The sequence below is a fragment of the Lacibacter sp. H375 genome (genome assembly GCF_037892425.1).
Lineage (GTDB): Bacteria > Bacteroidota > Bacteroidia > Chitinophagales > Chitinophagaceae > Lacibacter.
In genome coordinates this window covers 1,834,697-1,857,673 of record NZ_JBBKTT010000001.1, presented here as the reverse complement: position 1 = coordinate 1,857,673, position 22,977 = coordinate 1,834,697, and the positions used below count along the sequence as shown (strand labels likewise).

The 22,977-nt window shown below is 40.0% G+C and carries 17 protein-coding genes and 1 tRNA gene; 8 read left to right on the top strand and 10 right to left on the bottom strand.

Annotation, left to right across the window (positions count from 1 at the left end; genetic code table 11):
* Positions 1-88: 88 nt before the first annotated feature.
* Positions 89-3,682, bottom strand: coding sequence for a T9SS type A sorting domain-containing protein (locus tag WG954_RS08235; protein WP_340435384.1), 3,594 nt, complete (start codon positions 3,680-3,682; stop codon positions 89-91).
* Positions 3,683-4,150: 468 nt separating this feature from the next.
* Here WG954_RS08235 and WG954_RS08230 point away from each other — a divergent pair, with 468 nt between their 5' ends.
* Positions 4,151-8,539: a PQQ-dependent sugar dehydrogenase gene (locus WG954_RS08230; protein WP_340435382.1), complete on the top strand. Its 4,389-nt coding sequence runs from the start codon at positions 4,151-4,153 to the stop codon at positions 8,537-8,539.
* A gap of 69 nt (positions 8,540-8,608) precedes the next feature.
* On the top strand, positions 8,609-8,830 hold the full coding sequence (locus WG954_RS08225) for a hypothetical protein (RefSeq protein ID WP_340435380.1): 222 nt from the start codon (positions 8,609-8,611) through the stop codon (positions 8,828-8,830).
* Between the two features lie 51 nt (positions 8,831-8,881).
* Here WG954_RS08225 and fumC read toward each other — a convergent pair whose 3' ends face one another.
* The gene (gene fumC / locus WG954_RS08220; RefSeq protein ID WP_340435378.1) at positions 8,882-10,279 is read right to left on the bottom strand and encodes a class II fumarate hydratase; all 1,398 of its coding nucleotides are present in this window, start codon (positions 10,277-10,279) and stop codon (positions 8,882-8,884) included.
* A gap of 85 nt (positions 10,280-10,364) precedes the next feature.
* Between fumC and WG954_RS08215 the strand changes: the two genes are divergently transcribed.
* Complete coding sequence (locus WG954_RS08215) at positions 10,365-11,756, top strand: alpha-L-fucosidase (RefSeq protein WP_340435376.1); 1,392 nt, start codon at positions 10,365-10,367, stop codon at positions 11,754-11,756.
* Here WG954_RS08215 and WG954_RS08210 read toward each other — a convergent pair.
* The 4 genes from WG954_RS08210 to WG954_RS08195 all read right to left on the bottom strand — a co-directional run bounded on the left by WG954_RS08210 (position 11,753) and on the right by WG954_RS08195 (position 15,325).
* Positions 11,753-12,448 carry a hypothetical protein gene (locus tag WG954_RS08210; RefSeq protein ID WP_340435374.1) on the bottom strand — a complete coding sequence of 232 codons (696 nt, stop codon included), beginning with the start codon at positions 12,446-12,448 and terminating at the stop codon, positions 11,753-11,755. The genes WG954_RS08215 and WG954_RS08210 overlap by 4 nt on opposite strands.
* Before the next feature lie 36 nt (positions 12,449-12,484).
* Positions 12,485-13,264, bottom strand: a complete 780-nt coding sequence (locus WG954_RS08205; RefSeq protein ID WP_340435372.1) for an enoyl-CoA hydratase/isomerase family protein — start codon at positions 13,262-13,264, stop codon at positions 12,485-12,487.
* Between the two features lie 25 nt (positions 13,265-13,289).
* Positions 13,290-13,697 (bottom strand): cobalamin B12-binding domain-containing protein, encoded by a 408-nt coding sequence (locus tag WG954_RS08200; protein ID WP_340435370.1) that lies wholly within the window; start codon positions 13,695-13,697, stop codon positions 13,290-13,292.
* A gap of 71 nt (positions 13,698-13,768) precedes the next feature.
* On the bottom strand, positions 13,769-15,325 hold the full coding sequence (locus tag WG954_RS08195) for an ArnT family glycosyltransferase (RefSeq protein ID WP_340435368.1): 1,557 nt from the start codon (positions 15,323-15,325) through the stop codon (positions 13,769-13,771).
* A 35-nt stretch (positions 15,326-15,360) separates the two neighbouring features.
* Between WG954_RS08195 and WG954_RS08190 the strand changes: the two genes are divergently transcribed.
* On the top strand, positions 15,361-16,350 hold the full coding sequence (locus WG954_RS08190; RefSeq protein ID WP_340435366.1) for an aldo/keto reductase: 990 nt from the start codon (positions 15,361-15,363) through the stop codon (positions 16,348-16,350).
* Positions 16,351-16,409: 59 nt separating this feature from the next.
* Here the strand turns inward: WG954_RS08190 and gltX are convergent, their stop codons facing one another.
* Complete coding sequence (gltX, locus tag WG954_RS08185; RefSeq protein ID WP_340435364.1) at positions 16,410-17,924, bottom strand: glutamate--tRNA ligase; 1,515 nt, start codon at positions 17,922-17,924, stop codon at positions 16,410-16,412.
* Between the two features lie 76 nt (positions 17,925-18,000).
* On the opposite strand from gltX, the gene WG954_RS08180 reads away from it, so the two are divergent.
* Together WG954_RS08180 and WG954_RS08175 are read left to right on the top strand one after the other, a co-directional pair.
* A complete protein-coding gene (locus WG954_RS08180) occupies positions 18,001-18,942 on the top strand; it encodes an ARPP-1 family domain-containing protein (protein ID WP_340435362.1) in 942 nt (313 codons plus the stop codon).
* 8 nt (positions 18,943-18,950) lie between these two features.
* The gene (locus tag WG954_RS08175; protein WP_340435360.1) at positions 18,951-19,577 is read left to right on the top strand and encodes a polysaccharide deacetylase family protein; all 627 of its coding nucleotides are present in this window, start codon (positions 18,951-18,953) and stop codon (positions 19,575-19,577) included.
* A 114-nt stretch (positions 19,578-19,691) separates the two neighbouring features.
* On the opposite strand, the gene WG954_RS08170 is transcribed toward WG954_RS08175, so the two are convergent.
* Entirely contained in the window at positions 19,692-20,585 is an 894-nt protein-coding gene (locus WG954_RS08170) for a hypothetical protein (RefSeq protein ID WP_340435358.1), read from the bottom strand.
* A 163-nt stretch (positions 20,586-20,748) separates the two neighbouring features.
* Here WG954_RS08170 and WG954_RS08165 point away from each other — a divergent pair, with 163 nt between their 5' ends.
* The gene (locus tag WG954_RS08165; protein ID WP_340435356.1) at positions 20,749-21,513 is read left to right on the top strand and encodes a TatD family hydrolase; all 765 of its coding nucleotides are present in this window, start codon (positions 20,749-20,751) and stop codon (positions 21,511-21,513) included.
* 73 nt (positions 21,514-21,586) lie between these two features.
* Positions 21,587-21,673 (top strand) — tRNA-Ser (locus WG954_RS08160).
* A 53-nt stretch (positions 21,674-21,726) separates the two neighbouring features.
* Here the strand turns inward: WG954_RS08160 and WG954_RS08155 are convergent.
* Both WG954_RS08155 and rnc read right to left on the bottom strand, forming a co-directional pair.
* On the bottom strand, positions 21,727-22,191 hold the full coding sequence (locus WG954_RS08155; RefSeq protein WP_340435354.1) for a hypothetical protein: 465 nt from the start codon (positions 22,189-22,191) through the stop codon (positions 21,727-21,729).
* Positions 22,192-22,215: 24 nt separating this feature from the next.
* Positions 22,216-22,926, bottom strand: a complete 711-nt coding sequence (gene rnc, locus WG954_RS08150; RefSeq protein WP_182803906.1) for a ribonuclease III — start codon at positions 22,924-22,926, stop codon at positions 22,216-22,218.
* Between the last annotated feature and the right edge of the window lie 51 nt (positions 22,927-22,977).

The following is a 22,977-nucleotide window of genomic DNA, read 5'->3' as shown; positions in this document are numbered from 1 at the left end:
GAATGCTTTAATAGCTACCAAATGGAAAGATGTTCATCCGAAAATTCTTCCTGATAAAGTGTAAAGGCTAGTTCGTACAAGAATATGATTAATTCTTTTGAATCACTTTATTAACAACTGCATTTTTTGAAACGATCCTTAATAAATAAGAGCCGGCCTGCAGATTCGATGGAACATCAAGCATAATGGCATTGCTCCCTTTATTAATACTGAGTTTTCTGTTAAGTATCGAACGTCCGGCTCCATCCATTAACTGCAAGTCAACTTGTTCGCTCTGATAAGTTGTAACCTGGAAAGATAATTTTGAACTGATCGGGTTAACGATATTGCTTACATCAAATGACTTCAATTGCCCCGGTTGAACAAAAAGTACGTTACTGAATTTTGAGCCACCTTCCGTTGCCGTCATACGTAGACGATAATAAACCTTTCCGTAAACAGGGGTCATATCTGTAAACATGTATTGCACTTCGTCTGCCAATGCTCCTTTTGCTGCAACTTTTCCTATGGCAGTAAAGTTTTTACCATCAGTGCTTCGTTCAATGCTGTAACCAACAAGATTTATTTCCTGCTTCGTTTTCCATGTTAACAACGAAAGATCATCTTTCAATTGAACATTGAATTGAAGTATTTCAACAGGCAAAACTGCACAGGAAGGTTGCACATTGATGGTGATAATATCAACATCATTATACAAGGCGCAACTACCCGATGAGAGATTAGTATTTGATGTACCCACACGAATACGGTATTTATAGCCATTGTAAGTGCTTGAGGCAATAAACGAAGGCAGTGCAGCCGTATCCCTGTATTCTCCACTGTAATTCGTAAACCCAAAACTCTGAACTGCAGGGCTTTCAGGAGCTGATATCCATGTTGTACCATTATCAGTACTCCGCTCCCACTGGTAATAATTATAGTTATCGAAGAAGGTGGATACTGCCACTGAAATATCAACCTGGTTATTATTGCAATAAGTAGGTGAATTTGTTGGGCGCATTGTTAATGTTGGTAAACAGGTAGCAAACGAAATATCATCCATTACCCAATCATTACCACCGCCACCCGGTGCATTATTTTTTATAGAAATAGTAAGGGCTGTTTGTCCAACTCCTGTTTTAAATACGAAGCCCTTCTTCACCCATTGACCCCATGTGCCGATATAATCCATGGTTCCGGTATTATAGTAATCAATACCATTTATCTGGAATGTAAGATTTGGCTTTACACCTGAAGAATCGCCAGGAGCTGTTGGTATATAACTTGCGCTTACAGTAGTTCCTGAAGCACCCGTCCCTGTACTATCTGAACCACAACGTTTACATACATTTCTGAACCATGCCGAGAATTCATAATAAGTATCCTCACACAACCCTGTAATATTTTGATTATTGGCAATACTTAATTGATAAGCTGCATTCACTGCCAGCATATAACCACCGCTTACACCATTTGCAGGTGCGGGGTTACCTGCTAAAGGATCTGCTGCACCCGTATGATCGCCAATAATATCCCAAACACCAAAAATACGATTGCCAGATGTTGTATTTGGGCGTGCAACTGTTGGATCCGTCAATTGGTTAGGACTTAAATTTTTAATAACGGAAAAGTTACCGTCCTGCGGGTTGCTTGCCGCCAATGGCACAAAGTTATATCCTGATACAGTTCCTGGATTAGCTCCGTTAAGACTTGTTCCCGATCCAAAATCTCCACTACCTGCGTTTACATTATTTGCGCCTGTTGCGTTTGAACATAAACCATAGTTGGGATAGATGATAAAAGAAAGACTATTGGGATTATTGGTATAATCAACTGCACCAACTGATGATAACTGGTTACGATAGCGAACCGCTCCGGAACCATAATTAACAATGGTGTTGTATGTAATTGATGCATCAACTGTAACACGGTATGTTACGATCACAAGCACTCCGTTTCCACGTGGCCTGTGTGTTCCGGAATTGTAATATCCTCCGGTTGCACTATCAATCCCGGTTGAAGTTACTGAACTGGTAGGCATATTTGTTGTGTCTCTTCCAAGATTAAATCGTACAGTTTTGTTTGAGCCGTCATACATAGCAAAATCATCACCTGAGGCATCTGTATATGCAGCATATTGTTTCCCTTCGTTGGTCAATAATTTCAATGATCCTGCAACATATGTTAAGTTAGAAGGAATTGTATCATTATAACGTGCCCTGAATATTCGGTTCGATCCATTATTAGCCACATTCACTGAAACCCTAATTTCCAATACATCACCCGGAATAATTGTACCACCATTTGGTCGTGTGATATTGATAAAACTTTTTCCTGTTGATACGTTAGCGGGTACAGTAGCAGCTGGTGTGGTTACGCAAATATTAAAAGTGCCATTGCTTGTAATAGCAGATGAACCTGCTGAATAAACCCTTACATAATAAACAGTACCACTTGTTAAGCTCATTGATATGCTTCCACTGGTACTGCAAAAGATTGAAGTTAAACTTCCACAGCTTCCTGAAAACAATTCAAGATAAGCTCCTGAAGCACTCAAATTACCTCCTAAACTACTGAGTGTAATAGTAGTAGTAGGTGCCACTGTTGCTGTAAACATATACCATACATCATCATCAGAAACGCCTCCGCAAGAAGGTGCCGCAATACCGGAATTAGTAGCGCCAACAACTGTGCCTGTTGTATTTATACATGAAACACCCGGAGTAAGATTAACTGCTCCTGCGCAATTATCATTGGCCGGGGGGGAAACATGTGTGACACATATGTTGTAGCCAGCTGTTGATGTTAGCGCCGTATTACCCATTGAGTAAACACGAATATAATAGGTGACACCAATTGTGAGCGAAGCGGTTAAACTCAATGTTGAAGCTGTACTAAAATTACAACCAAGTGACGTTAAACTTCCACAAGTACCGGAGAACAACTCTACGACAGTTCCGGAAGCAGCGAGATTTGTTCCAATGCTACTCAATGAAATTGTTGTAATAGATTGCACCGCAGTAAAACTATACCATACATCATCATCTGCTGTGCCACCGCACGAAGGTACTGCAACTCCTGAACTTGTTCCACCAACTACAGTACCAGCAGTACTGCTTGTACATGTATTATTATATGAGGTAAGTGATGCTGCAGATGCACAATTATCATTAGCTGGTGGCGGGGCAGGATGTGTTAAACACATTTCATAATCCCATTTATTAGCACCTCCAGACCCTGAGGGAGATGCAACTGTATAAACTCGCAAATAATAGGTCACTCCAATAGTTAACCCGGTTACAGTTCTTGCCGCTGATGCATTACCACATAACAAACTTGTAAAACCAGCACATGCAGCTCCACTCAATACTTCAACATACACTGAAGCAGCAGGTACGGCTGATCCAAAGCCGCTGGCATTAAACGCTATTGTTGTGCTTGTTGCCTGTGCCTGAAAAGTAAACCACATGTCATATGTGGTGGTAGTGGTGGCACTTCCACACGCACCTGCAGGGAAACTTGAGTTAGAAGTTGCACTGCGAATATTATAAGTAGTGTAGCTACAGGATATTGTTGAAGAAATGGGAGATGGAGCACTACAATTATCATTTGCAGGTTGTGCAAATGAAATATATGGAATCGTTATAAAAAGGAATAACGAAATAAAAACTCGAATTGATTTCGGGTACGTAAACAGTTTCATAGCAATTGGTACTTAGGATAATGGAAAACCTTTACAAATGTATCATTAAAAAAGAAGTAAACAAGAGTAAAAAACACTCGTCGTTAACGTATTATCACTGCTTTTATCTACTAAATACATTACATCCTTATTGTTAACTAATAGATTTTAATTAGTTAGCACTAAGGGTAATTTCTTTTTGCATGATCGATGATACAGATTTTCATTTAGCGTTTATTTTCAAGTAACGTACGTACTTCTTTGCATGCAGGATGTTTAATAGCGATTAATTTTAAAGCCTACTAAACAAAATTATCTTTACGTTTTATTTTGAAATAATTTTCATCAATTCCTGTTACGCAACAGCATTACCTCTGTTATGTTTTAATTCTATTCCAGTATTTTCCGCAATTAATAAAGGAAAACTTCTATAGGTGAGTAGGTACAGTTATCCTACTTTTACACAATCCAATCAATCCTTGTAAAATCATGAAACGTATCCTGTTCATTTCGTTCTTGTGTGCTATTTCATTTGTTTCATATGCACAGCCGGCTAATAATGATTGTGCCGGTGCAACCTCACTTACAGTCAATTCAAATACCACTTGCACCACTTCAACTGGTGGAACATCTGCAAGTGCCACAGAGTCTCAGGCAGCATGTACCGGAAATGCTGATGATGATGTTTGGTATAAATTCGTAGCAACAGGCAATACTCATGTCATCACTGCAACTCCTTCAGGTGGTGGAGGCAGCGCCATTACAGATATCGTTCTCGAAGCATTTGATGGCAGCTGCGGAGGCTTACTATCTTACGGATGTGTGAACAATACCACTGGAGGCACAGCTGAAACTACTACATTAAGTGGTTTAACAATAGGGGGAACCTATTTTTTTAGATTATACAGCTTTGGAAATGCATCAAAGGCAGGAACCTTTACAGTGTGTATTACCACCATTCCTTCACCTTCAAATGACAATTGCTCTTCTGCCACCTCACTTACATCAAGCACCACTTGCTCAGTTACTTCGGGGACTTTAATTGCAAGTACAAGCTCTGGAGTTGCAGCACCTTCTTGTGGCGGCACGGCTGATGATGACGTGTGGTACAGTTTTACTGCAGTGCAGTCCAGCACAACTATTTCATTAAGCAGTATTGCGAGTAACCTGAGTGCTTCCGGAACAGTGCTGGAATTATTCTCTGGAAGCTGTGGAAGCTTAACTTCTATTGCATGTAACTCAGGCACAACTACTACTTTGAGCCTGAGCAGTTCTCTTACAATCGGATCTCCTTATTATATACGAGTATACTCATCAGGAAACACTGCGATTGCATCAAATGGCACTTTTGATATTTGCGTAACACATATTGCACCACTTGCCAATGATCTCTGCTCAAGCGCAACTAACATAACACCTGTAACAACTTGTGGGGCCGTAACTACCCAAACATTACTGAACGCTACTACTACTGGAAGCCCAACTAATGGTGCAGGAACAACAAGAGACGTGTGGTACACATTTACAACTCCTGCCAACATTAGAAATGTTCAGATTGCTGCTTCGAGTTTTGGAACTAATCTTACATCATCTAATACATTTATTGAAGCGTTCACAGCTTCAACTTGCGCTGCTGGTGTTTTCACCGGAACTTCCATTGCTACAACAGCAAGTGGAACGTCAACTCTTTCACTAACAAATCTTACTCCATCAACGCAATATTATTTCAGGGTTTTCACAACCGGAACTGCAACTGGTGGCACAACTACCGATTGGGGTTTCAGCATTTGCGTTTCATATACAGCAGTGCCTTCGAACGACGATTGTGCGGGTGCTCTTACAATCACTCCTGGCACAACAAATTCAGCAGGTACTGTATTAAATGCAACTGCTAGCGGAACTACAGTTGGCTGTGCAACGGGTACCCCTGATGACGATATCTGGTATAAATTCACCACTACTTCCACACAAACTTCTGCGATCATTACAGTCACTGCAGGTTCAACCTTAAGTGCAAACGGAGCGATGATACAAGTTTACTCAGGCACGTGTGGAAGTTTAACCAGCATTGCTTGCGGACAGAATGAAGTGACAATAAGCAGCGGATTATCTGTATCGACACAATACTTCATACGAGTATATTCATCTTCTGCTTATTCAACCACGCCTGCTTCGGGGTCTGTAGCTAACAACGTAAGTATTTTTGTATCAGCACCACTTGCAACCACAAACATTACTGCCGGTAAAATGAATGAAGTTTACAGGCAAACCATTTTATCTGCTGCAAACGTATTAGCCGATCCTTGGGAAATAACTTATGGCCCTGATAATTATTTATGGGTTACTGAAGCAAAAGGTTATAAGCTCAACAGAATTCATCCTGTAACAGGTGCCAAACAAGTTGTCTTGGATATTTCTCAAGGAAGTACGTTCTTTTCATCACCAAGTGATCAGGCATTCAACTGCCAGTTTGCAAATGGGGCCGGCGCACAAGGTGGTTTTGCAGGCATGGCATTGCATCCAAAATTTTTAGATGCCGGTTCACCACAGAATTATGTATACATTTCTTATGTGCACAGCAACCCATCAACTGCAGTTTTTGTGAATCGTATTGTACGGTTCTTCTACAATACTTCAACCAACAAATTAGAATCACCTGTTTCAATTTGCGATACCATTCCGGGCAGCCAGGATCATAATTCACAACGAATGATTATTACACCTATGACACAAGGTGGCAGCGACTATTATTTATTTTATGCAGCAGGTGATATGGGAGCAGGTCAACAATTCCCAGCGCTTAACATCACTAGGCCAATGAAGGCGCAAGTGCTGAATGCATATGAAGGAAAAATATTACGCTTTGCTTTGTCTGATTCCTGTTCAGGTACCGGTAATCAAAAATGGATTCCCGATAGCAACCCATATAATAATGTAAGTCCGATTGTTGGCAAGAGTGCTGTTTGGAATATTGGCATGAGAAACAACCAGGGATTTGCTTATAATCCTGAATTGAATATTCTTTACGGATCATCACACGGTCCATTCAGTGATGATGAAATTAATATCATTGAAGGTTTTAAGAATTATGGTCATCCTTTGGTAATAGGTTACGCAGCAGATGGTAATTATAATGGCACCACAACCCCAGGATTAAGTACAAGCATTTCTGTTGGTGTTCCCTTTGGTTGGACAGGAGGTTCATATACAGCAGATGGTGATGCTGCTGCTGCATCAACCGCACCACCCGTTGGTAATGAAACAACAAACATGAACACTATTAATGCGAGTGCAACTTTATACGGCGCATATAAGGATCCATTATTCTCTGCCTATCCGGGAACCGGAGCAGGAACCGTTTCATCTATTTGGAGTAATCCTACAACACCTGGTAATGCCGGATGGCATTCAGAAGGTTGGTCTGGTTTAGGACTTTACACAAGCACTTATATACCCGGTTGGAAAAACACTTTGCTTGCTGCAGGTTTAAAATGGGGAAGAATGATTCGTTTAAAACTAAACGATGCAGGAACTGCAGTGATAAAAACAATTCCTACGCTGTCATCACCGCAATCAGATACTGCTACTTATTTTCAAAGTAATAACCGTTATAGAGACATGGCATTTTCGCCTGATGGAAAAGAAATTTTCCTTGCAATGGATCGTTCACTGGCTGCATCTGCTGCTACAGTTGGCAACCCAGCAGATGTTGTTGCTGATTGTTTGGGTTGTGTAATACGGTATGAATTTTTGGGTTATAACCCTACCGGCACAGCTCCTTTTCCAAGCACCATTTCAACAAGTATTCCTATTGACTCAAGTACCAGTGCAGGATGTGTTACCGCTACCGCTGTAACGATTAATGCTGCAAATGGAAATAATAATTTATGGGTGCCCATTACAGGGCCTAATGGAAATATCATTGCAGAAATTGATGCCAACAGTAATGATCTTGGAAACATTACTACTTCCTTCTTCACCAGAACAGGAAATCCGGTAAGAACAGGATTTGGCAATAAATATTTAAACCGTAACGTAACTATTAATGTACAGAACAACCCTCCGGCAACACCTGTTTCGGTAAGATTATATTTAACTGCTCAAGAGCTCGCTGATATGATTGCAACAACTGGAAGTAATGTTACAAGCATTACAGATCTCTCTGTTTTCAAGAACAATGATCCCTGCGGCACAACAATGGCTTCGTCTGCATTAGGACAAACAGTTACGGGAAGATATGTTCAATCAATTTACGGACATGCTATTCAGTTTGATGTTACATCATTCTCCAGTTTCTATTTTATGTCTTCTTCATCAACACTTCCATTTGATCTTTTCAGCTTTAGCGGAAAAGCAGTTGCTGATAATTCAAAACTTGAGTGGGTAGTGAATAATGAAGTAGATGTTATTTCTTACACTGTTGAACGCAGTCTTGATAATATCACTTTCGAAAAAATTGGAACTGTTGATGCTAAAAACATACCATCAACAAATCTCACGTACAACTTCATTGACTATAACGCTGGCAAGCTGGCCAATAAGGTTTACTACCGTGTACATTCAAATGAAAACAATGGAGCAAAGAAATACACCAATATTATTGATGTAAGCTTCGGAGCATTGCAAAATGTATATGTAAATGTGTTCCCGAATCCGGTTGTAGAAAAAACAACTGTTACCATCAATGCTGTTGCTGATGAAACAGCACAATTGAATGTGATCGACAATACAGGTCGTACGATCCAAACAATTGAAGTTAACCTTGTAAAAGGCAAAAACAGTCTTCAGCTTGACCTGAGTAATTATAAAACGGGCGTTTACTACCTCGATATTAATGGCAAATCAATCAACGAAAAAGTGAAACTCATCAAACAATAAACAACTGTTAAAACAAAATCCCTGCTGAACTACGGCAGGGGTTTTGCGTTAACAAACTAAATAACCATCATGAAAAATATACTCATCCCTGCATCTTTTCTTGCTGTTGCATTTACGGCAGAAAGAAAGCTATTGAAAACAGACAACCAATTGCTGGTCATTCGTGAAGAAGAAAAAGACACAGCATCCCGACTGTACAGTTTGTTTTTTCATGAACAGCAAAAAGAAATGCGACCTGCTTTTACAGAAGAGACCGTTACTGAACCCGACTATTACAGTAGTTATGAATAATAAAAAAGGGAGAAGCTAAGCTTCTCCCTTTTTTATTTTACGTTAAAGTGCTTATATTTTACCAACCATATTCGCAGGTATTACCCACTCATCAAATTGCTCTGGTGTAACATAACCAAGTTTCACTGCCATTTCTTTCAGTGTTGCTCCTTGCTTATGTGCTTTTTGTGCAATCTCTGCAGCTTTGTAATAACCTATCTTGGTGTTGAGTGACGTAACCAACATCAAACTATTCTCTACATGCTTTTTGATATTAGCTTCAATTGGCTCAATACCCACTGCACATTTATCATTAAAGCTTACACAACCATCGCCAATTAATCTTGCACTATGCAGGAAGTTGTAAATCATTACCGGCTTAAACACGTTCAATTCAAAATGCCCCATTGCACCGCCAACGTTAATTGCCACATCGTTACCCATTACCTGTGCAGCTATCATTGTTAGTGCTTCACACTGTGTGGGGTTTACTTTGCCTGGCATGATAGAAGATCCTGGTTCGTTATCTGGAATAAAAATTTCACCAATGCCGCTGCGTGGCCCGCTGCTCAACATACGGATATCGTTAGCGATCTTCATCAAACTCACTGCAACTGTTTTCAATGCTCCATGTGCTTCAACAATCGCATCGTGTGCCGCTAACGCTTCAAACTTATTCTCAGCAGTTTTGAACGGAAGCTTGGTGAGTTTAGCAATATGTTTCGCCACATTCACATCGTAATTTGGAGGTGTGTTGATGCCTGTGCCAACTGCAGTACCACCCAATGCCAATTCACTCAAATGAGCTAATGTATTCTTGATCGCTTTCAATCCATGATCTAATTGGGATACATAACCGCTGAACTCCTGTCCTACGGTAAGCGGTGTTGCATCCATAAAATGCGTACGCCCGATCTTCACCACTTTCTTATAAGCTTTTGCTTTCTTGTCTAATGTATTCCGCAGTTTTTCAATTCCGGGAATAGTTGTTTCAATCAAAATTTTATATGCAGCAATATGCATTGCGGTTGGGAATGTATCATTACTGCTTTGACTTTTGTTTACATCATCATTTGGGTGTAGATATTTTTCTTTATCGTCGAGCTTGCCGCCATTAAGTACGTGGCCACGATAAGCAATTACTTCGTTCACATTCATATTGCTTTGCGTACCACTACCTGTTTGCCAAACAACAAGTGGGAAAAAATCATCCAGCTTCCCTTCAAGGATCTCTTTGCACACTTTACCAATCAATACAGCTTTCTTTTTCGGTAATACACCTGCTTCATTGTTTGTGATAGCAGCAGCATGTTTCAGGTAAGCAAATGCACGGATAATTTCTTTCGGCATACGATTGATATCCTGTGCAATTTTGAAATTGTCGATGCTTCGTTGGGTTTGTGCGCCGTAATAAGCATTAACGGGAACTTTTACTTCTCCCATTGTATCTTTTTCAATTCTGAAGCTCATAGTAAATGATTTTTGTAAGTTCGGAAAGTGCCGCAAAGGTAGGTGTTAACTGAGTTGATTTTCCTAATTTGAGTACTCAAATCATATGACGAAATTCATTTTTTCTTCCGCAATCAGCTTTGTCCTCACTATCGTTTGCTTTGGACAAAACCACAATCCCGTTCCAACAACGCAACAGTTGAAATGGCATAATTCAGAGTACTATTTGTTTACCCATTTTGGTCCCAACACTTTTACAGATAAAGAATGGGGACATGGGGATGAACCGGAAGATATCTTCAACCCCACTGAGCTTGATTGTCGTCAGTGGTGCCGCATTGCAAAGCAGGCTGGCGCAACGGGTATCATCATCACAGCTAAACATCACGATGGATTTTGTTTATGGCCAAGTAAGTTTTCGAAACATACGGTTCGTGAAAGCAAATGGAAGAATGGCAAAGGCGATGTGCTGAAAGAATTAGCAGCAGCCTGTAAAGAATACGGATTAAACTTTGGTGTTTATATTTCGCCATGGGATAGAAACCACCCCGATTATGGCACCGAAAAATACAATGATATATTTGTGAGCATGATGAAAGAACTCTTTACGAATTACGGACCCATTACCGAACTCTGGTGGGATGGCGCCAATGGTGAAGGGCCAAACGGTAAAAAACAAGTGTACGATTGGAAAAGATTTAAAGAAACTGTTCGCAAACTCTCACCTGCAACAGTTGTGTTTAGTGATGTTGGTCCGGATATACGTTGGGTAGGAAATGAAAAAGGTATTGCAGGGACAACAAACTGGAACACGTTAAACATTGAAGGTTTTACTCCCGGGCTCGGTGCTCCATCAACAGACACATTAAATGTTGGAAATAAATATGGGAAGCATTGGATACCTGCTGAGTGTGATGTTAGCATTCGGCCGGGTTGGTTTTACCATGCAGAAGAAGATAACAAAGTAAAAACACCTCAACAATTATTTGATCTCTATTTGAAATCTGTCGGTCGTGGAGCAACATTGCTGTTGAATGTGCCACCAGACAGAAGAGGAAAGTTTCATGCAAATGATTCAGCGGCTTTGGTTGGGTTTAAGAAACTACGTTCAGCATCATTTAAGCAGAAAGAACTATTTTTTAGTCCAACAGAAAACACAAAGCTTCTTACTGACGGAAAGATAACAACGTCAATTCAATTAAAACAACCTGTTACACTGCAATTGAAAAAGAAAACAAAGATCAATTGCATTGTATTGAAAGAAGATATCCGGTTCGGTCAAGGCATTTGCAAATTCAAACTAACTGTTGTTTCTTCCAATGGAAGAACAGTATATGAAACAGTTGGTACAACAATCGGCAGAAAACGTATACTTACATTTACTTCGGTTGAAGCAACATCAATTATACTTAGTATTGAAGAAACCAAAGCTGTCTTCAGGGTGAGTGAGTTAGAAGCTTATTTAATTGATGAAACACTGATTGAAAAAATAAATTAAAGTGTACCCATATATGCAATAAGGGCAATGATATCTTCACGGGAAGAAAAATTGACTTCTTTGCCTTGAAAATACTTTTTCAACTGCGCTTCTTTTTCGGGGTAAAAAGAGACAATATTCTTTTTTGTAACAGGAATAAACTGATTGAATTTGTTACCTATGAAAAGAGCTTTTCGACGTGCAACAGTTGTGACAATACTTGGAGTCAGGGTAAGTTTTGTATTATTAGGAACTATAAATGAAGAATATGAATCTGTTCCACCTTCTGTTGTTGTTCCATAAGCGCCAACCTTCTTTTTGCTTAATGTCGCAAAAAAATTTGAAACCCCTAATTTAACATCACCAATTGCTGTATCTAATTTTACAAACCTTATACCAGCGTGATAAAATTCATCTTTTCCAATAACGACAGAACTGGTTTCACCTGGATTTAGAATGGTAAGAGTATCGCCATTTGTAGCAATGAAAAGCATTTCTTCATATACAAAACTATAATTTAGTTTTGCAGAAGACCGCTTACCATCTCTAAAATAAACAACACCTTGTTCAAACTTCAAATACTCAAAGGTTTCATTTTTAGGGATAACTTCGAGAATTGTTTCACCGGGTTGTATAATATATTTCTTTGGCGCTTGTGTATAAGAAATAAAATAAATTCCGATAAACAGAAGTAAAAAAATATACTTTTTCATATTAAAAATGGTAATAATAAATTGCTCAAATATAACCTACTTACCAAACTGCGCCTTCCGCTTTTCTAAAAACGCCCCAACTCCTTCTTTCATCTCTTCTGTTCCAAAACATTCACCAAACAATTTGATCTCTGCATCAAATCCATTTTGTGATGAATCGAAATGTGCATTCACCGCTGCAATTACTTTCGCAACTGCAGTTGGGCCCTTACCCATGATGGTTGCAAGCAGCTCCTTCGTGTTCGGAAGTAATTCATCTGCCGTTACAACATAATTTACCAGCCCCAGTTGTTTTGCTTCGCTCGCATCAATCATAGCGGCTGTCATCATCAACTCCATTGCTTTGCCTTTGCCGATCAATTGAACCAAACGTTGAGTACCGCCATAACCAGGTATCAATCCTAGGTTTACTTCCGGCTGACCAAATTTTGCATTTTCGCTTGCCAACCGAAAATGACAACTCATCGCCAACTCACAACCACCTCCCAATGCAAAACCATTTACTGCGGCAATGATGGGTTTGGGCGATCGTTCAATTTTATTAAATACCATTTCCTGCCCTTTTCTTGCTAATTCTTCACCATCCGTTGTGCCCATTGAAAGAAATTCAGAAATATCGGCACCCGCAACAAATGCTTTTAGACCAGCACCGGTTACTACAGCACATTTGATGGCAGCATTACTGTACACTTCATCAACAGCAGCTGACAATTCTTCAATCACTGTTTTGTTGAGTGCATTTAATTTTTCGGGACGATTGATGGTGATCACAAAAATTCCATCTTCCAAAGAAGTAAGCAATGTTTGATAACTCATATAAGTAAGTTTAAGGAATGTACAATCAGAAGTTACGATGTTTCGACACCCAATCTTTTATGTAAGCCGCAATATCCTGTGTATTGGTGCCGGGCAGAAATAATTTACCAACACCCATCTTTGTTAATGCATCCACATCTTCATCAGGAATAATACCGCCTCCTGTAAGCAACACATCATTCATTTCTTTTTCTTTCATCAAATTCAAGAGGCGGGGAAAAACAGTCATGTGAGCACCGCTTAAAATACTTACGCCGATTGCATCCACATCTTCCTGCAATGCAGCATTCACCACCATTTCCGGTGTTTGGCGAAGACCGGTATAAATAACTTCCATACCTGCATCACGCAAAGCAGTAGCAATTACTTTAGCTCCACGGTCGTGGCCATCCAATCCAACTTTAGCAACGAGAACTCGTACGGGTCTTTTCATACAGCAATGTTATGCTGCGAAAATAGGCATTTCAGCTAACGATTGTAAACAAGCAAGGCCAGAACAACAGATTACAATTTCTTTCGGCTGAACTCCTGCTTCATTTGTTTCAACCCTTCAGCTGCCAGCTTTGAACCAATTGAATCAACATTTTCAAAAAAGATCACCCGATCACCCAGCTGGCGTGAATGTTTGTACGTAACAGAATCGATCAGTGTTACTTTTTCAAAATGTTGAAATACTTCATCATCTGCACCTGGCATTCGTCTGCCAACAAAAATTAAATGCTTAAACCCAAACTCGCTTGGTATCCAATAAATAAATGATCCGTTATCGCTGATCACTTTTGATTTGAATTGTTCATTCTTTCCATAATATTTTAAGGCGCCTGCAAGTCCGTAATGGCGACAATACACAATTGTATTGTCTCTTTCGCTCTGCAGCAGCGATAAAAACTGTTTCTCAGCTTTAGTTGTAATTTCTTTCCAACCCAAATAATCAGCAAAGTCTTGTGGTAACGAATGATTTTGTTGATCTTCCCATTTCAACATACCTGTTCCTTCCACATCACGCTCTTTATAATAAGCGGCCAGTTTATCAGGTTCCCATAGTGGCATAGCCATCGGCAAGGTAAAGCCAGCAAGAAAAAGAATGACTGCAACAGTTACCCATCGTAACCATTTTAGTTTTACGGTTGTCCATTGTTGCAAAGCCACTGAACCTGATGCAAATAACATAGGATATAAACCCATCGAATAATAATTTTTTCCGCTGCTTACAATCAGCAATACAATTACTGTGAGATAGATCAAAGCCAGCATGCGGTACGGCTTGCCTTTTTCAGTAAACAACCAGATCAACCCCATCACCCAAATAAAAAATGCGGTGAAGTACATCAGTATCTGTCCCATCAAAAAATCAACCGGACTTAAAAACTTCAACTGCGTTTCTCTTAGTTCTTCCATGTGATGTAACAACGGCCAGTTATGATTGTACTGCCAAATTAAATTGGGCAATGCGATCAATAACGCAAGCAATCCTCCGCCGTATAAATGTTTATTTAATAAAAGTGAACGGTATTGTGTAAGCAACAGGGCCACTGCAAAACCTAGTATAAAAAATGAAACCGAATTTTTACTTAACCACGCACAACCAAATGCAAAGCCGATCCAATACAAATACCTTACTTGTTTCGTATTGATATATCTGACAATAAAGTAAGCACTCAATGTCCACCAGAATACTTCCAGAAAATTTGCCTGGAATAAAAAATGTAAACGCAGATAAGCCGTAAACATTATGCACAAGCCGGCGATAAATACAGCAAACGACTTTCCACCCATTTCCAAAACCATAGCACAGGTAATGATGAGTGTGATTGCACCAAAAAATGAAGGCCAGAATTTTACCCAGAAAAAGCTTCCGCCAAATACATGTGTGAGGTATGATAACCAGGAAAGCATCGGCGGCACTTCCATATATCCCCATGCTAAATGATGTCCTTGTTCCAGATATAAAAATTCATCTCTGTGTAATTCATAAACGGGATGCTGCAGAAAAAAAGGTAATGCAAATTTGATGATAGCCAATAAGAAAATAGTTGGCCACGCCGATTTAGTAAAGTTCATCAAGTTAAGATAATAGCTATTCAGTAAATTACGACATGAACTATCGAAAATTTGGCAACACGGAATTAGCTGTAAGCGAAATTGGTTTTGGTGCATGGGCCATTGGTGGCGGTGCCATGATCGGTACCACAGCTATTGGTTGGGGTGATGCAGATGATAACACGTCGATAAAAGCTATTCATGCAGCATTAGATACAGGTATCAACTTTTTTGATACCGCTGATATTTATGGTCTTGGTCATTCAGAAAAAATAATTGGTAGTGAAATCGGCAACAAAAGCGATGTAGTTGTTGCAACGAAAGTGGGCAATGTTGCACGCAATGAACAATTCACTGTCGACTATTCCAAAGACTATATCCTTGCTGCATGCGAAGCATCTTTGAAACGATTGAACAGAGATGTAATTGATTACTATCAACTCCACACAGCCCGTTTAAAACATTTACAAAACGGCGAATGCATTGAAGCCATGCAACAATTACAACAACAAGGTAAGATCCGCTACTGGGGTTTATCGTTGAATACTTTTGAACCAAACGATGATGCAGATTTTCTATTAAACAAGCATTTAGGGAATGGTTTCCAGTTAGTGCTCAATATTATTAACCAAAAAGCATTACAGTTAATGAAAACTGCAGCAGCAAAAGGCTATGCCATTATAGCACGCATGCCGTTACAGTTTGGTTTACTTACCGGCAAGTTTGATGAGCAGGTGAATTTCACTGACAATGATCATCGGAAGAACCGGTTAACAAAGAAAGTGATTGATGCCACTTTACTTGCGACAGAACCGGTTTGGAAGCTGTGCAGCAAATACAATTGCACAAAAACACAACTGGCGTTGAGCTATATTTTAAGTTATGATGAAGTGTCTGTAATTATTCCCGGTATTCGTACACCGGAACAGGTGAAGTTGAATACGGATGGTTTATTTACCTTGAAGAAAACCGATAAACAAATGATTGAAGAGTTGGGCACGGGTTCATTTGTTGGGTTGATGGAGTTGATACGAAAACAGGGATAACACATCAATAAAAAAATGCCTCTGCAGCTGCAGAGGCATTTTTGGTATAACTAAACTATTTATAATAAACTCAACGCATACTCCACACGTTTTACTGTTTCTTCTTTACCGATCATTTCAGCGATCTGGAATACAGCCGGGCCAAACTTACCACCTACCAACATAATACGCATGGGCAGTTGAAGTTCACCGGGCTTGATTGCTTTTGCAGCAGTCAGTTCTTTAAACGCATTCTCAATCGCTATTAACTCCCATGTGTTAATCGTTTTCAATACTTCAACATATTCCACAAAGAATTGCTTCTTCTCATCACTCCACTTTGGTTTAACAGCATCCAGCTCTAATGTTTCAGGCGCTTTAAAGAAAAAACCGCCCTGCTGTACAAAATCAGGCAACAGTGTGCAACGGTCTTTCACCAGTTCAATCACTTTTTCGAGTTTAGTTGTATCGCTTACATCAATTCCATTTGCTTTAAAGTAAGATTCAATCTTCAATCGCAGATCTGCAGCCGGTAATCGTTTGATCCATTCATGATTGAACCACTTTGCCTTTTCATAATCAAACTTGGCACCTGCACTGTGTACACGCTTAATATCAAAGCTGGCGATCAACTCATCCATTGTGTACAGTTCTTTTTCTGTGCCGTCGTTCCAGCCAAGCACGGCCAATAAATTAATGAATGCTTCCGGCAAAAATCCTTTTTCAAAAAAACCTTCGGTTAGTTCATTTGTTTTGGGATCGGTCCAGTTCATTGCAAAAACAGGGAAACCATATTTTGCACCGTCACGTTTACTTAATTTGCCACTGGGCCCAAGTATTAATGGCAAGTGTGCCCATTGCGGCATCGATGCTTCCCAGCCCAAATATTTCCATAACAACAAATGCACAGGTGCACTTGGCAACCATTCTTCACCACGAAATGCATGGGTGATCTTCATTAAATAATCATCTACCACCACAGCCAAATGATAAGTAGGCATACCATCTGCTTTCAGTAACACTTTATCATCAACCAATCCTGTTTGGAAACTAACCTCCCCACGAATCATGTCTGTAAAGCTCAACACATCATTCTCGGGCATTTTAATACGTATCACATGCGGTGTATTTTTTTCTAACAGTTCTTTTACTTGATCATAAGTTAAGTTCAAACTGTTGCGCATATTTTTCCGGGCACGATGATCGTATTGTGGTGAAGGATTTTCTTCTGTTTTCAATTCTTCACGCATCTTCTCCAAGTCTTCTTTGGTATCAAATGCATAATATGCGAAGCCACGTGCAACTAACGTTTCCGCATAGCTGCGGTACATTTCTTTGCGTTCACTCTGGCGGTAAGGACCATAAGGACCATTATGCACCGGACTTTCATCAGGCTCCAATCCACACCATTTCAAACAATTGAAAATATATTCTTCAGCGCCCGGTACAAAGCGTGTCTGATCGGTATCTTCTATCCGCAATACAAACTCGCCGCCATGATGCCTGGCAAATAAATAATTATACAACACGGTGCGTACACCGCCTAAATGCAAACCACCCGTTGGACTCGGGGCAAAACGTACTCTTACACTCATGTCGCAAAGATAAAGTCTAAAACCTCAAACCCCTAAAGGGCTTTAAACGTTTTCATTTTATACCTTCACCACATCAATGAAGAAAGATTTCTGCCTGCTCATTTTACTTTTAACTTGTATTGTCACGAATGCACAGATTGATTTTACTTTTCCATCTCTTGTTGTGGAATATGACAGTGCTATTATTTTCCGTAACCTGAAATTGATCCCCATCAAACGAATGGAACAATCAAAAGACAGCGACTATGTTACTGCCAACTCTGTTTCATTGAAATCCGGTATGGCAAGAGGAACTGTGAAGCTGAAAGAGAGGGGGAATTATATGGTCGATAACATCAACGTTCTGTTTATTGAAAACAATAGCGGCAAAGATCTCCTGATCAAGAGTGGCGAAATAGTAATGGGTGGCCGGCAGGATCGTGTTTTTGCCAGAGATACTATTCTTGAAACAGGCAAACAACATCTCGTTCCTGTTTATTGTATTGAAGAAAACCGATGGAGCGAGAAAGAAAGGAAATTTATTTATCGTGGAACAACAGGGAGTGGGTTGCAAGCGATCATTGATACAGCGCAAAACCAAACAAAGGTTTGGGATGAGATACGTCGTTTACTCAAACAAAATAATCAAACAGGCTCTTCATCATATGCATCTTTGTTGAACAACCGGAAAGTAGCTGACACTTCGCAACAATACGTTCGTTATTTCTTACAAGCTTTAAGAACTAAAGACAGCAGTATTGTCGGCATCATCGCATCTACAGGTCATAAAATATCAGGTGCTGATGTTCTTATCAGCACATCGCTTTTTTATCAAACACTGCCGGGCCTATTGGAAAAATATTGTACTGAAGCGGTGCTTACAGGTACAACTGCAAAATCAAATAACAGTCATGAGGCTGTTTATGCCAATGAAATGCTCTCGCCAAAAACACAAGCCGGTTTTCTTTCAAAGAAAGGAAAACGTTTTTTTTATAAAAACGTACTTATACAGTTAACCGGGTATTCTCATCTGTACTAACTTCAATTATGTTTTACGTTGCAACAACACCATGGTGGCTCCGCATATTATTTCCTTCGGATCTAACATGGAGTTTTCCTACAATAGAAAAGGTTTTATACTTAACATTTGATGATGGACCAACTCCTGTTGCAACTGAGTTCGTATTGGATGAATTAAAAAAGTACAACGCTAAAGCAACTTTTTTTTGCATTGGTAACAATGTGCGACAACATCCACAATTATATCAGCGTCTTTTTGCAGAAGGTCATCGTGTTGGTAATCATACACACGATCATTTAAATGGATTTCATACAACAGATGAATTATGGTTGAATAATATTAAAGAAGCAGCAAAATGGATTGATTCTGATCTGTTTCGTCCACCTTATGGAAAGATCAGAAGCTTTCCTGCAAAAGTGTTGAAAGAATCGAACCCGCCATTTAAAATAATCATGTGGAGTGTGTTGAGTGCTGATTTTGATACCAACATCAGTCCGCAAAAATGCCTGGATAATGTAACAAAGAACACAAAACCCGGTAGCATTATTGTATTTCACGATAGTGAAAAAGCCTTTCCTAATCTGCGGTTTGCGTTGCCTGAAGTGTTGAAATTATTTTCGGGTGAGGGTTACCGTTTTGAAGTAATACGCTAGTAATGAGCTGAAAAAAGGAGGGCCGGGGTGGAAACCCTGGCCCGTTTTTAATCCGTACCCTATGAAAACTTTTGCTAAGGTACAATTTCTTTTATCAGATGCAAGTGTTTTTTCTTAGGGCAGAATAATGATTCTTACGTTACCGTTAATGGTTAATTCTGCCTTGTTATCGCATCGGCCATCTCCAAAGTTGAGCAAGCCGCCTGTGTTGTTAAATTTGATCCGCATCACACCTTTTGATATCCAGCGGCAGCTGAATTTTTTGATCAGGGGTTCAATTACTTCATGGCCCCATGTCTTGCCACGGCTGTTTTCGCCACGGCCACCACCAGTGATTGAAAAAATATCATCCAAAGGCCAGAAAGGGGTACCATTTCCTTCGATTTGGGCAACAGTACGAACACTGCTCCACGCAACCCAACGACCACTATCCCAGGTAAGTTTACCTTCAATAACTTTTGTAGTAAAGATGCGGTTGTTGCTGGTGCTGTTATTGGTTACTTCATGTTTTCCCTGAACTTTTACGCTGTCGATCTTATGATTTTCGAAGGTCGTAGTTGCTTTACTGCCCGGAATACCCATAGGGCCAGTGAATACCGTAATGATCTTTCCTTTGCGGAGTTTACCGTCACGGCCAAGACATCCATCTCCAAAGTTTATAGTAACTGTTTTTGGGAAAATGCCCGGGGTAAGAGGTGATACAGTGATTGTAAAACAACGGATGCTATCTACCCTTCCTGTAATATTACCTGCCTCCATGCGACCGAAAATACCTACACCGGCTGTAATACCAAGTGATTCGCCATTGGCTTCTGCACCAATACCCATGGTATTATTAAATACATCGTCGTAAGCAGCTTCGGCTTCGTTATTGCTTTCGGTACTTTCAACAGTGTTTAACTCTTCTTCCTTCGATTGGCTTGCTTCTTTTTTGCAGGCAGTAAATGTAAGAGCACCCAGAAGCAGAAATGCTAATGTGCCTTTTGTTAAGATTGAACTTGTTTTCATGATATACGCTTTTGGTGGTTTATTTTAAAAACTGAACAGTACAAAGACTTACCACCTGTCAGTTGGTTTAAAGAGCGTTAAAAATAATTAAAGGTTCTTACTTTAAATAAACGGGAAATAACCGGGTTGAGTACCTAGCCGGAACAGCTTATTTTTGCGTTTTATGGAAATCATTGATACACATGCACACCTCTATCTCGAAGATTTTCAGGCTGATATTGAAGATGTATTAGATCGGGCCAAGGCTGAAAGGGTTACTCGTTTCTACCTTCCTAATATCGACAGCAGCTCTATCGACGACCTGTTGAAACTGGAGAAAACCCATCCTGAATGTATTCCGATGATGGGGCTTCACCCATGTTCTGTAAAAGAAAATGTAGCCGATGAGCTGAAACTGGTGGAAGAATGGCTACAAAAACGACCTTTTGCAGCCGTAGGTGAAATTGGGTTGGATTATTACTGGGATAAAACATTTGTAGCTGAACAAAAAGAAGCCTTTCGCAAACAGATCAACTGGGCACTGGAGCTGAACTTGCCGATCGTGATCCATAGCCGGGATTCGATGCAGGATTGTATTGATCTGGTGAAGGAACAACAGAACGGGAAGTTGCATGGAATTTTTCATTGCTTTGGAGGCTCAGTAGATGAGGCAAAAAAAATTATGGATCTGGGTTTCTTAATGGGCATTGGTGGAGTAGTAAGTTATAAGAAATCAGGACTGGCAGAAGTACTAACATCAATCCCATTAGAATATCTCGTACTGGAAACAGATGCACCCTACCTCACCCCTGTTCCATTCAGAGGTAAACGCAACGAGCCATCTTATTTAAAATATGTAATAACGAAAATGTCTGAGGCTATGAATATTCCGGCTGAAGAAATTGCAGCGCAAACAACACGCAACGCTCAAAAATTATTCGGCAGCTAAGAGACTGAAACTGTATTTTTGCTGCCCTGCAAAAAATGAAACTTAGCTTGAATTATTTTAAGCAGGGATTTAAAGAGAGGTGTCCGAGTGGTTGAAGGAGCACGCCTGGAAAGTGTGTATGCGGGAAACTGCATCGAGGGTTCGAATCCCTTCCTCTCTGCAAAAGAAAAAGCTCAGCAGATTTACTGCCGAGCTTTTTTGCAGAAATCAATATTATTTCTTTTTCGCTGCCGCCACTTTCTTCTTACCAACCTCAGTCATGGCAAAAGAGCGTGTCATGGTTTTAATTTTTTCGGCCTTGCGAAAACGTAATGCACTCCAGTCTTCATCAATGGCAACAGCACGCACCGGCTCATAACCAAGTTCACCAAGTTTGGCCCATCCGGTATCACGATTAAACTCGCAGGTATATTTTTTTGAAGTTCCTTTTGGATAACAGAACCAGATTACTGCATCGTCTGCTGCTTTCTTTGCAATTTGCTCAGCAGCTTTATCAACTTCCTTTTGTTTTGTAGCAAACACGATTACAAAATCAATTTTTTTTACTTTGCTGAGAGAATCAATAATGGTTGCTTCTTCACTAATTGATTTGAGTTCGGGCAAAAAACTGTCAGGATGATTAACGGATACAATTGTACCCTGCGTTTTGTAATTGAGTTTTTTAAATAGCGGAGTCATATGCAGAAAGAATAAAAAACCGAATCAAATTATACCCAGTTTTTCTACAGCCGATTGAGCGGCTATCTGGCTGGCATCTTTTTTATTGAAGGCTTTGCCTTCGGCTATTACTTCGCCATCAACCACAGCTCCAATGGTAAACAAACGTCGGCCGTTTTCTAATCGTTCATCCAATGTCTCAAAATCAAGTGCCTTGCCATTTTTGTTTGCCCAGCCATAGAGTTTGTTTTTGTGATTGATCTCAAGTGCTTCAAGATCTTCCATAAACAAATACGGGACAATCACATTCTTGACGATCCACCGTTGCGTTTTTTTATAACCAAGATCAAGATAAATAGCACCCAGCAGCGCTTCAAGTGTATTGCCGAATATCTGTGATATCTTAAGTGAGTTATCGCCCTTATTATACAGTGTTACCTTCTTCAACCCCATCCGCACAGCAATATCATTGAGCGTTGCACGGTTCACCATCTTGCTGCGCATCTCTGTTAAAAAACCTTCGCCTTTGTATGGATATTTTTTGAAGAGATAATCGGCAACCACAGCACTCAATACTGCGTCGCCTAAAAACTCCAGCCGTTCATTGTTCTGATCACTACCTTCTTTAATGGAACGATGGCTGAGTGCAGTTTTGTAAAGTTTAAGGTCGCCCGGACTATACCCAAGTATATTACGCAGGTTACTCTCAAACTTATTCTTAGCGGGTAATATTTGCCGGACGAAGTTCCGCACCATACAGGTTTATTACATCATTCACCCAAAAACAAATTGCTTTACGGCAGATGT

Bases quoted from the DNA above. Each gene is read 5' to 3' on its own strand.
- WG954_RS08205 (WP_340435372.1), bottom strand. From the start codon at position 13,264: ATGAGTTATCAAACATTGCTTACTTCTTTGGAAGATGGAATTTTTGTG.
- rnc (WP_182803906.1), bottom strand. From the start codon at position 22,926: ATGGTGCGGAACTTCGTCCGGCAAATATTACCCGCTAAGAATAAGTTT.
- WG954_RS08210 (WP_340435374.1), bottom strand. From the start codon at position 12,448: ATGAAAAAGTATATTTTTTTACTTCTGTTTATCGGAATTTATTTTATT.
- WG954_RS08165 (WP_340435356.1), top strand. From the start codon at position 20,749: ATGGAAATCATTGATACACATGCACACCTCTATCTCGAAGATTTTCAG.
- WG954_RS08175 (WP_340435360.1), top strand. From the start codon at position 18,951: ATGTTTTACGTTGCAACAACACCATGGTGGCTCCGCATATTATTTCCT.
- WG954_RS08170 (WP_340435358.1), bottom strand. From the start codon at position 20,585: ATGAAAACAAGTTCAATCTTAACAAAAGGCACATTAGCATTTCTGCTT.
- WG954_RS08155 (WP_340435354.1), bottom strand. From the start codon at position 22,191: ATGACTCCGCTATTTAAAAAACTCAATTACAAAACGCAGGGTACAATT.
- WG954_RS08225 (WP_340435380.1), top strand. From the start codon at position 8,609: ATGAAAAATATACTCATCCCTGCATCTTTTCTTGCTGTTGCATTTACG.
- WG954_RS08215 (WP_340435376.1), top strand. From the start codon at position 10,365: ATGACGAAATTCATTTTTTCTTCCGCAATCAGCTTTGTCCTCACTATC.
- WG954_RS08195 (WP_340435368.1), bottom strand. From the start codon at position 15,325: ATGAACTTTACTAAATCGGCGTGGCCAACTATTTTCTTATTGGCTATC.
- gltX (WP_340435364.1), bottom strand. From the start codon at position 17,924: ATGAGTGTAAGAGTACGTTTTGCCCCGAGTCCAACGGGTGGTTTGCAT.
- WG954_RS08230 (WP_340435382.1), top strand. From the start codon at position 4,151: ATGAAACGTATCCTGTTCATTTCGTTCTTGTGTGCTATTTCATTTGTT.
- WG954_RS08190 (WP_340435366.1), top strand. From the start codon at position 15,361: ATGAACTATCGAAAATTTGGCAACACGGAATTAGCTGTAAGCGAAATT.
- WG954_RS08200 (WP_340435370.1), bottom strand. From the start codon at position 13,697: ATGAAAAGACCCGTACGAGTTCTCGTTGCTAAAGTTGGATTGGATGGC.
- fumC (WP_340435378.1), bottom strand. From the start codon at position 10,279: ATGAGCTTCAGAATTGAAAAAGATACAATGGGAGAAGTAAAAGTTCCC.
- WG954_RS08180 (WP_340435362.1), top strand. From the start codon at position 18,001: ATGAAGAAAGATTTCTGCCTGCTCATTTTACTTTTAACTTGTATTGTC.
- WG954_RS08235 (WP_340435384.1), bottom strand. From the start codon at position 3,682: ATGAAACTGTTTACGTACCCGAAATCAATTCGAGTTTTTATTTCGTTA.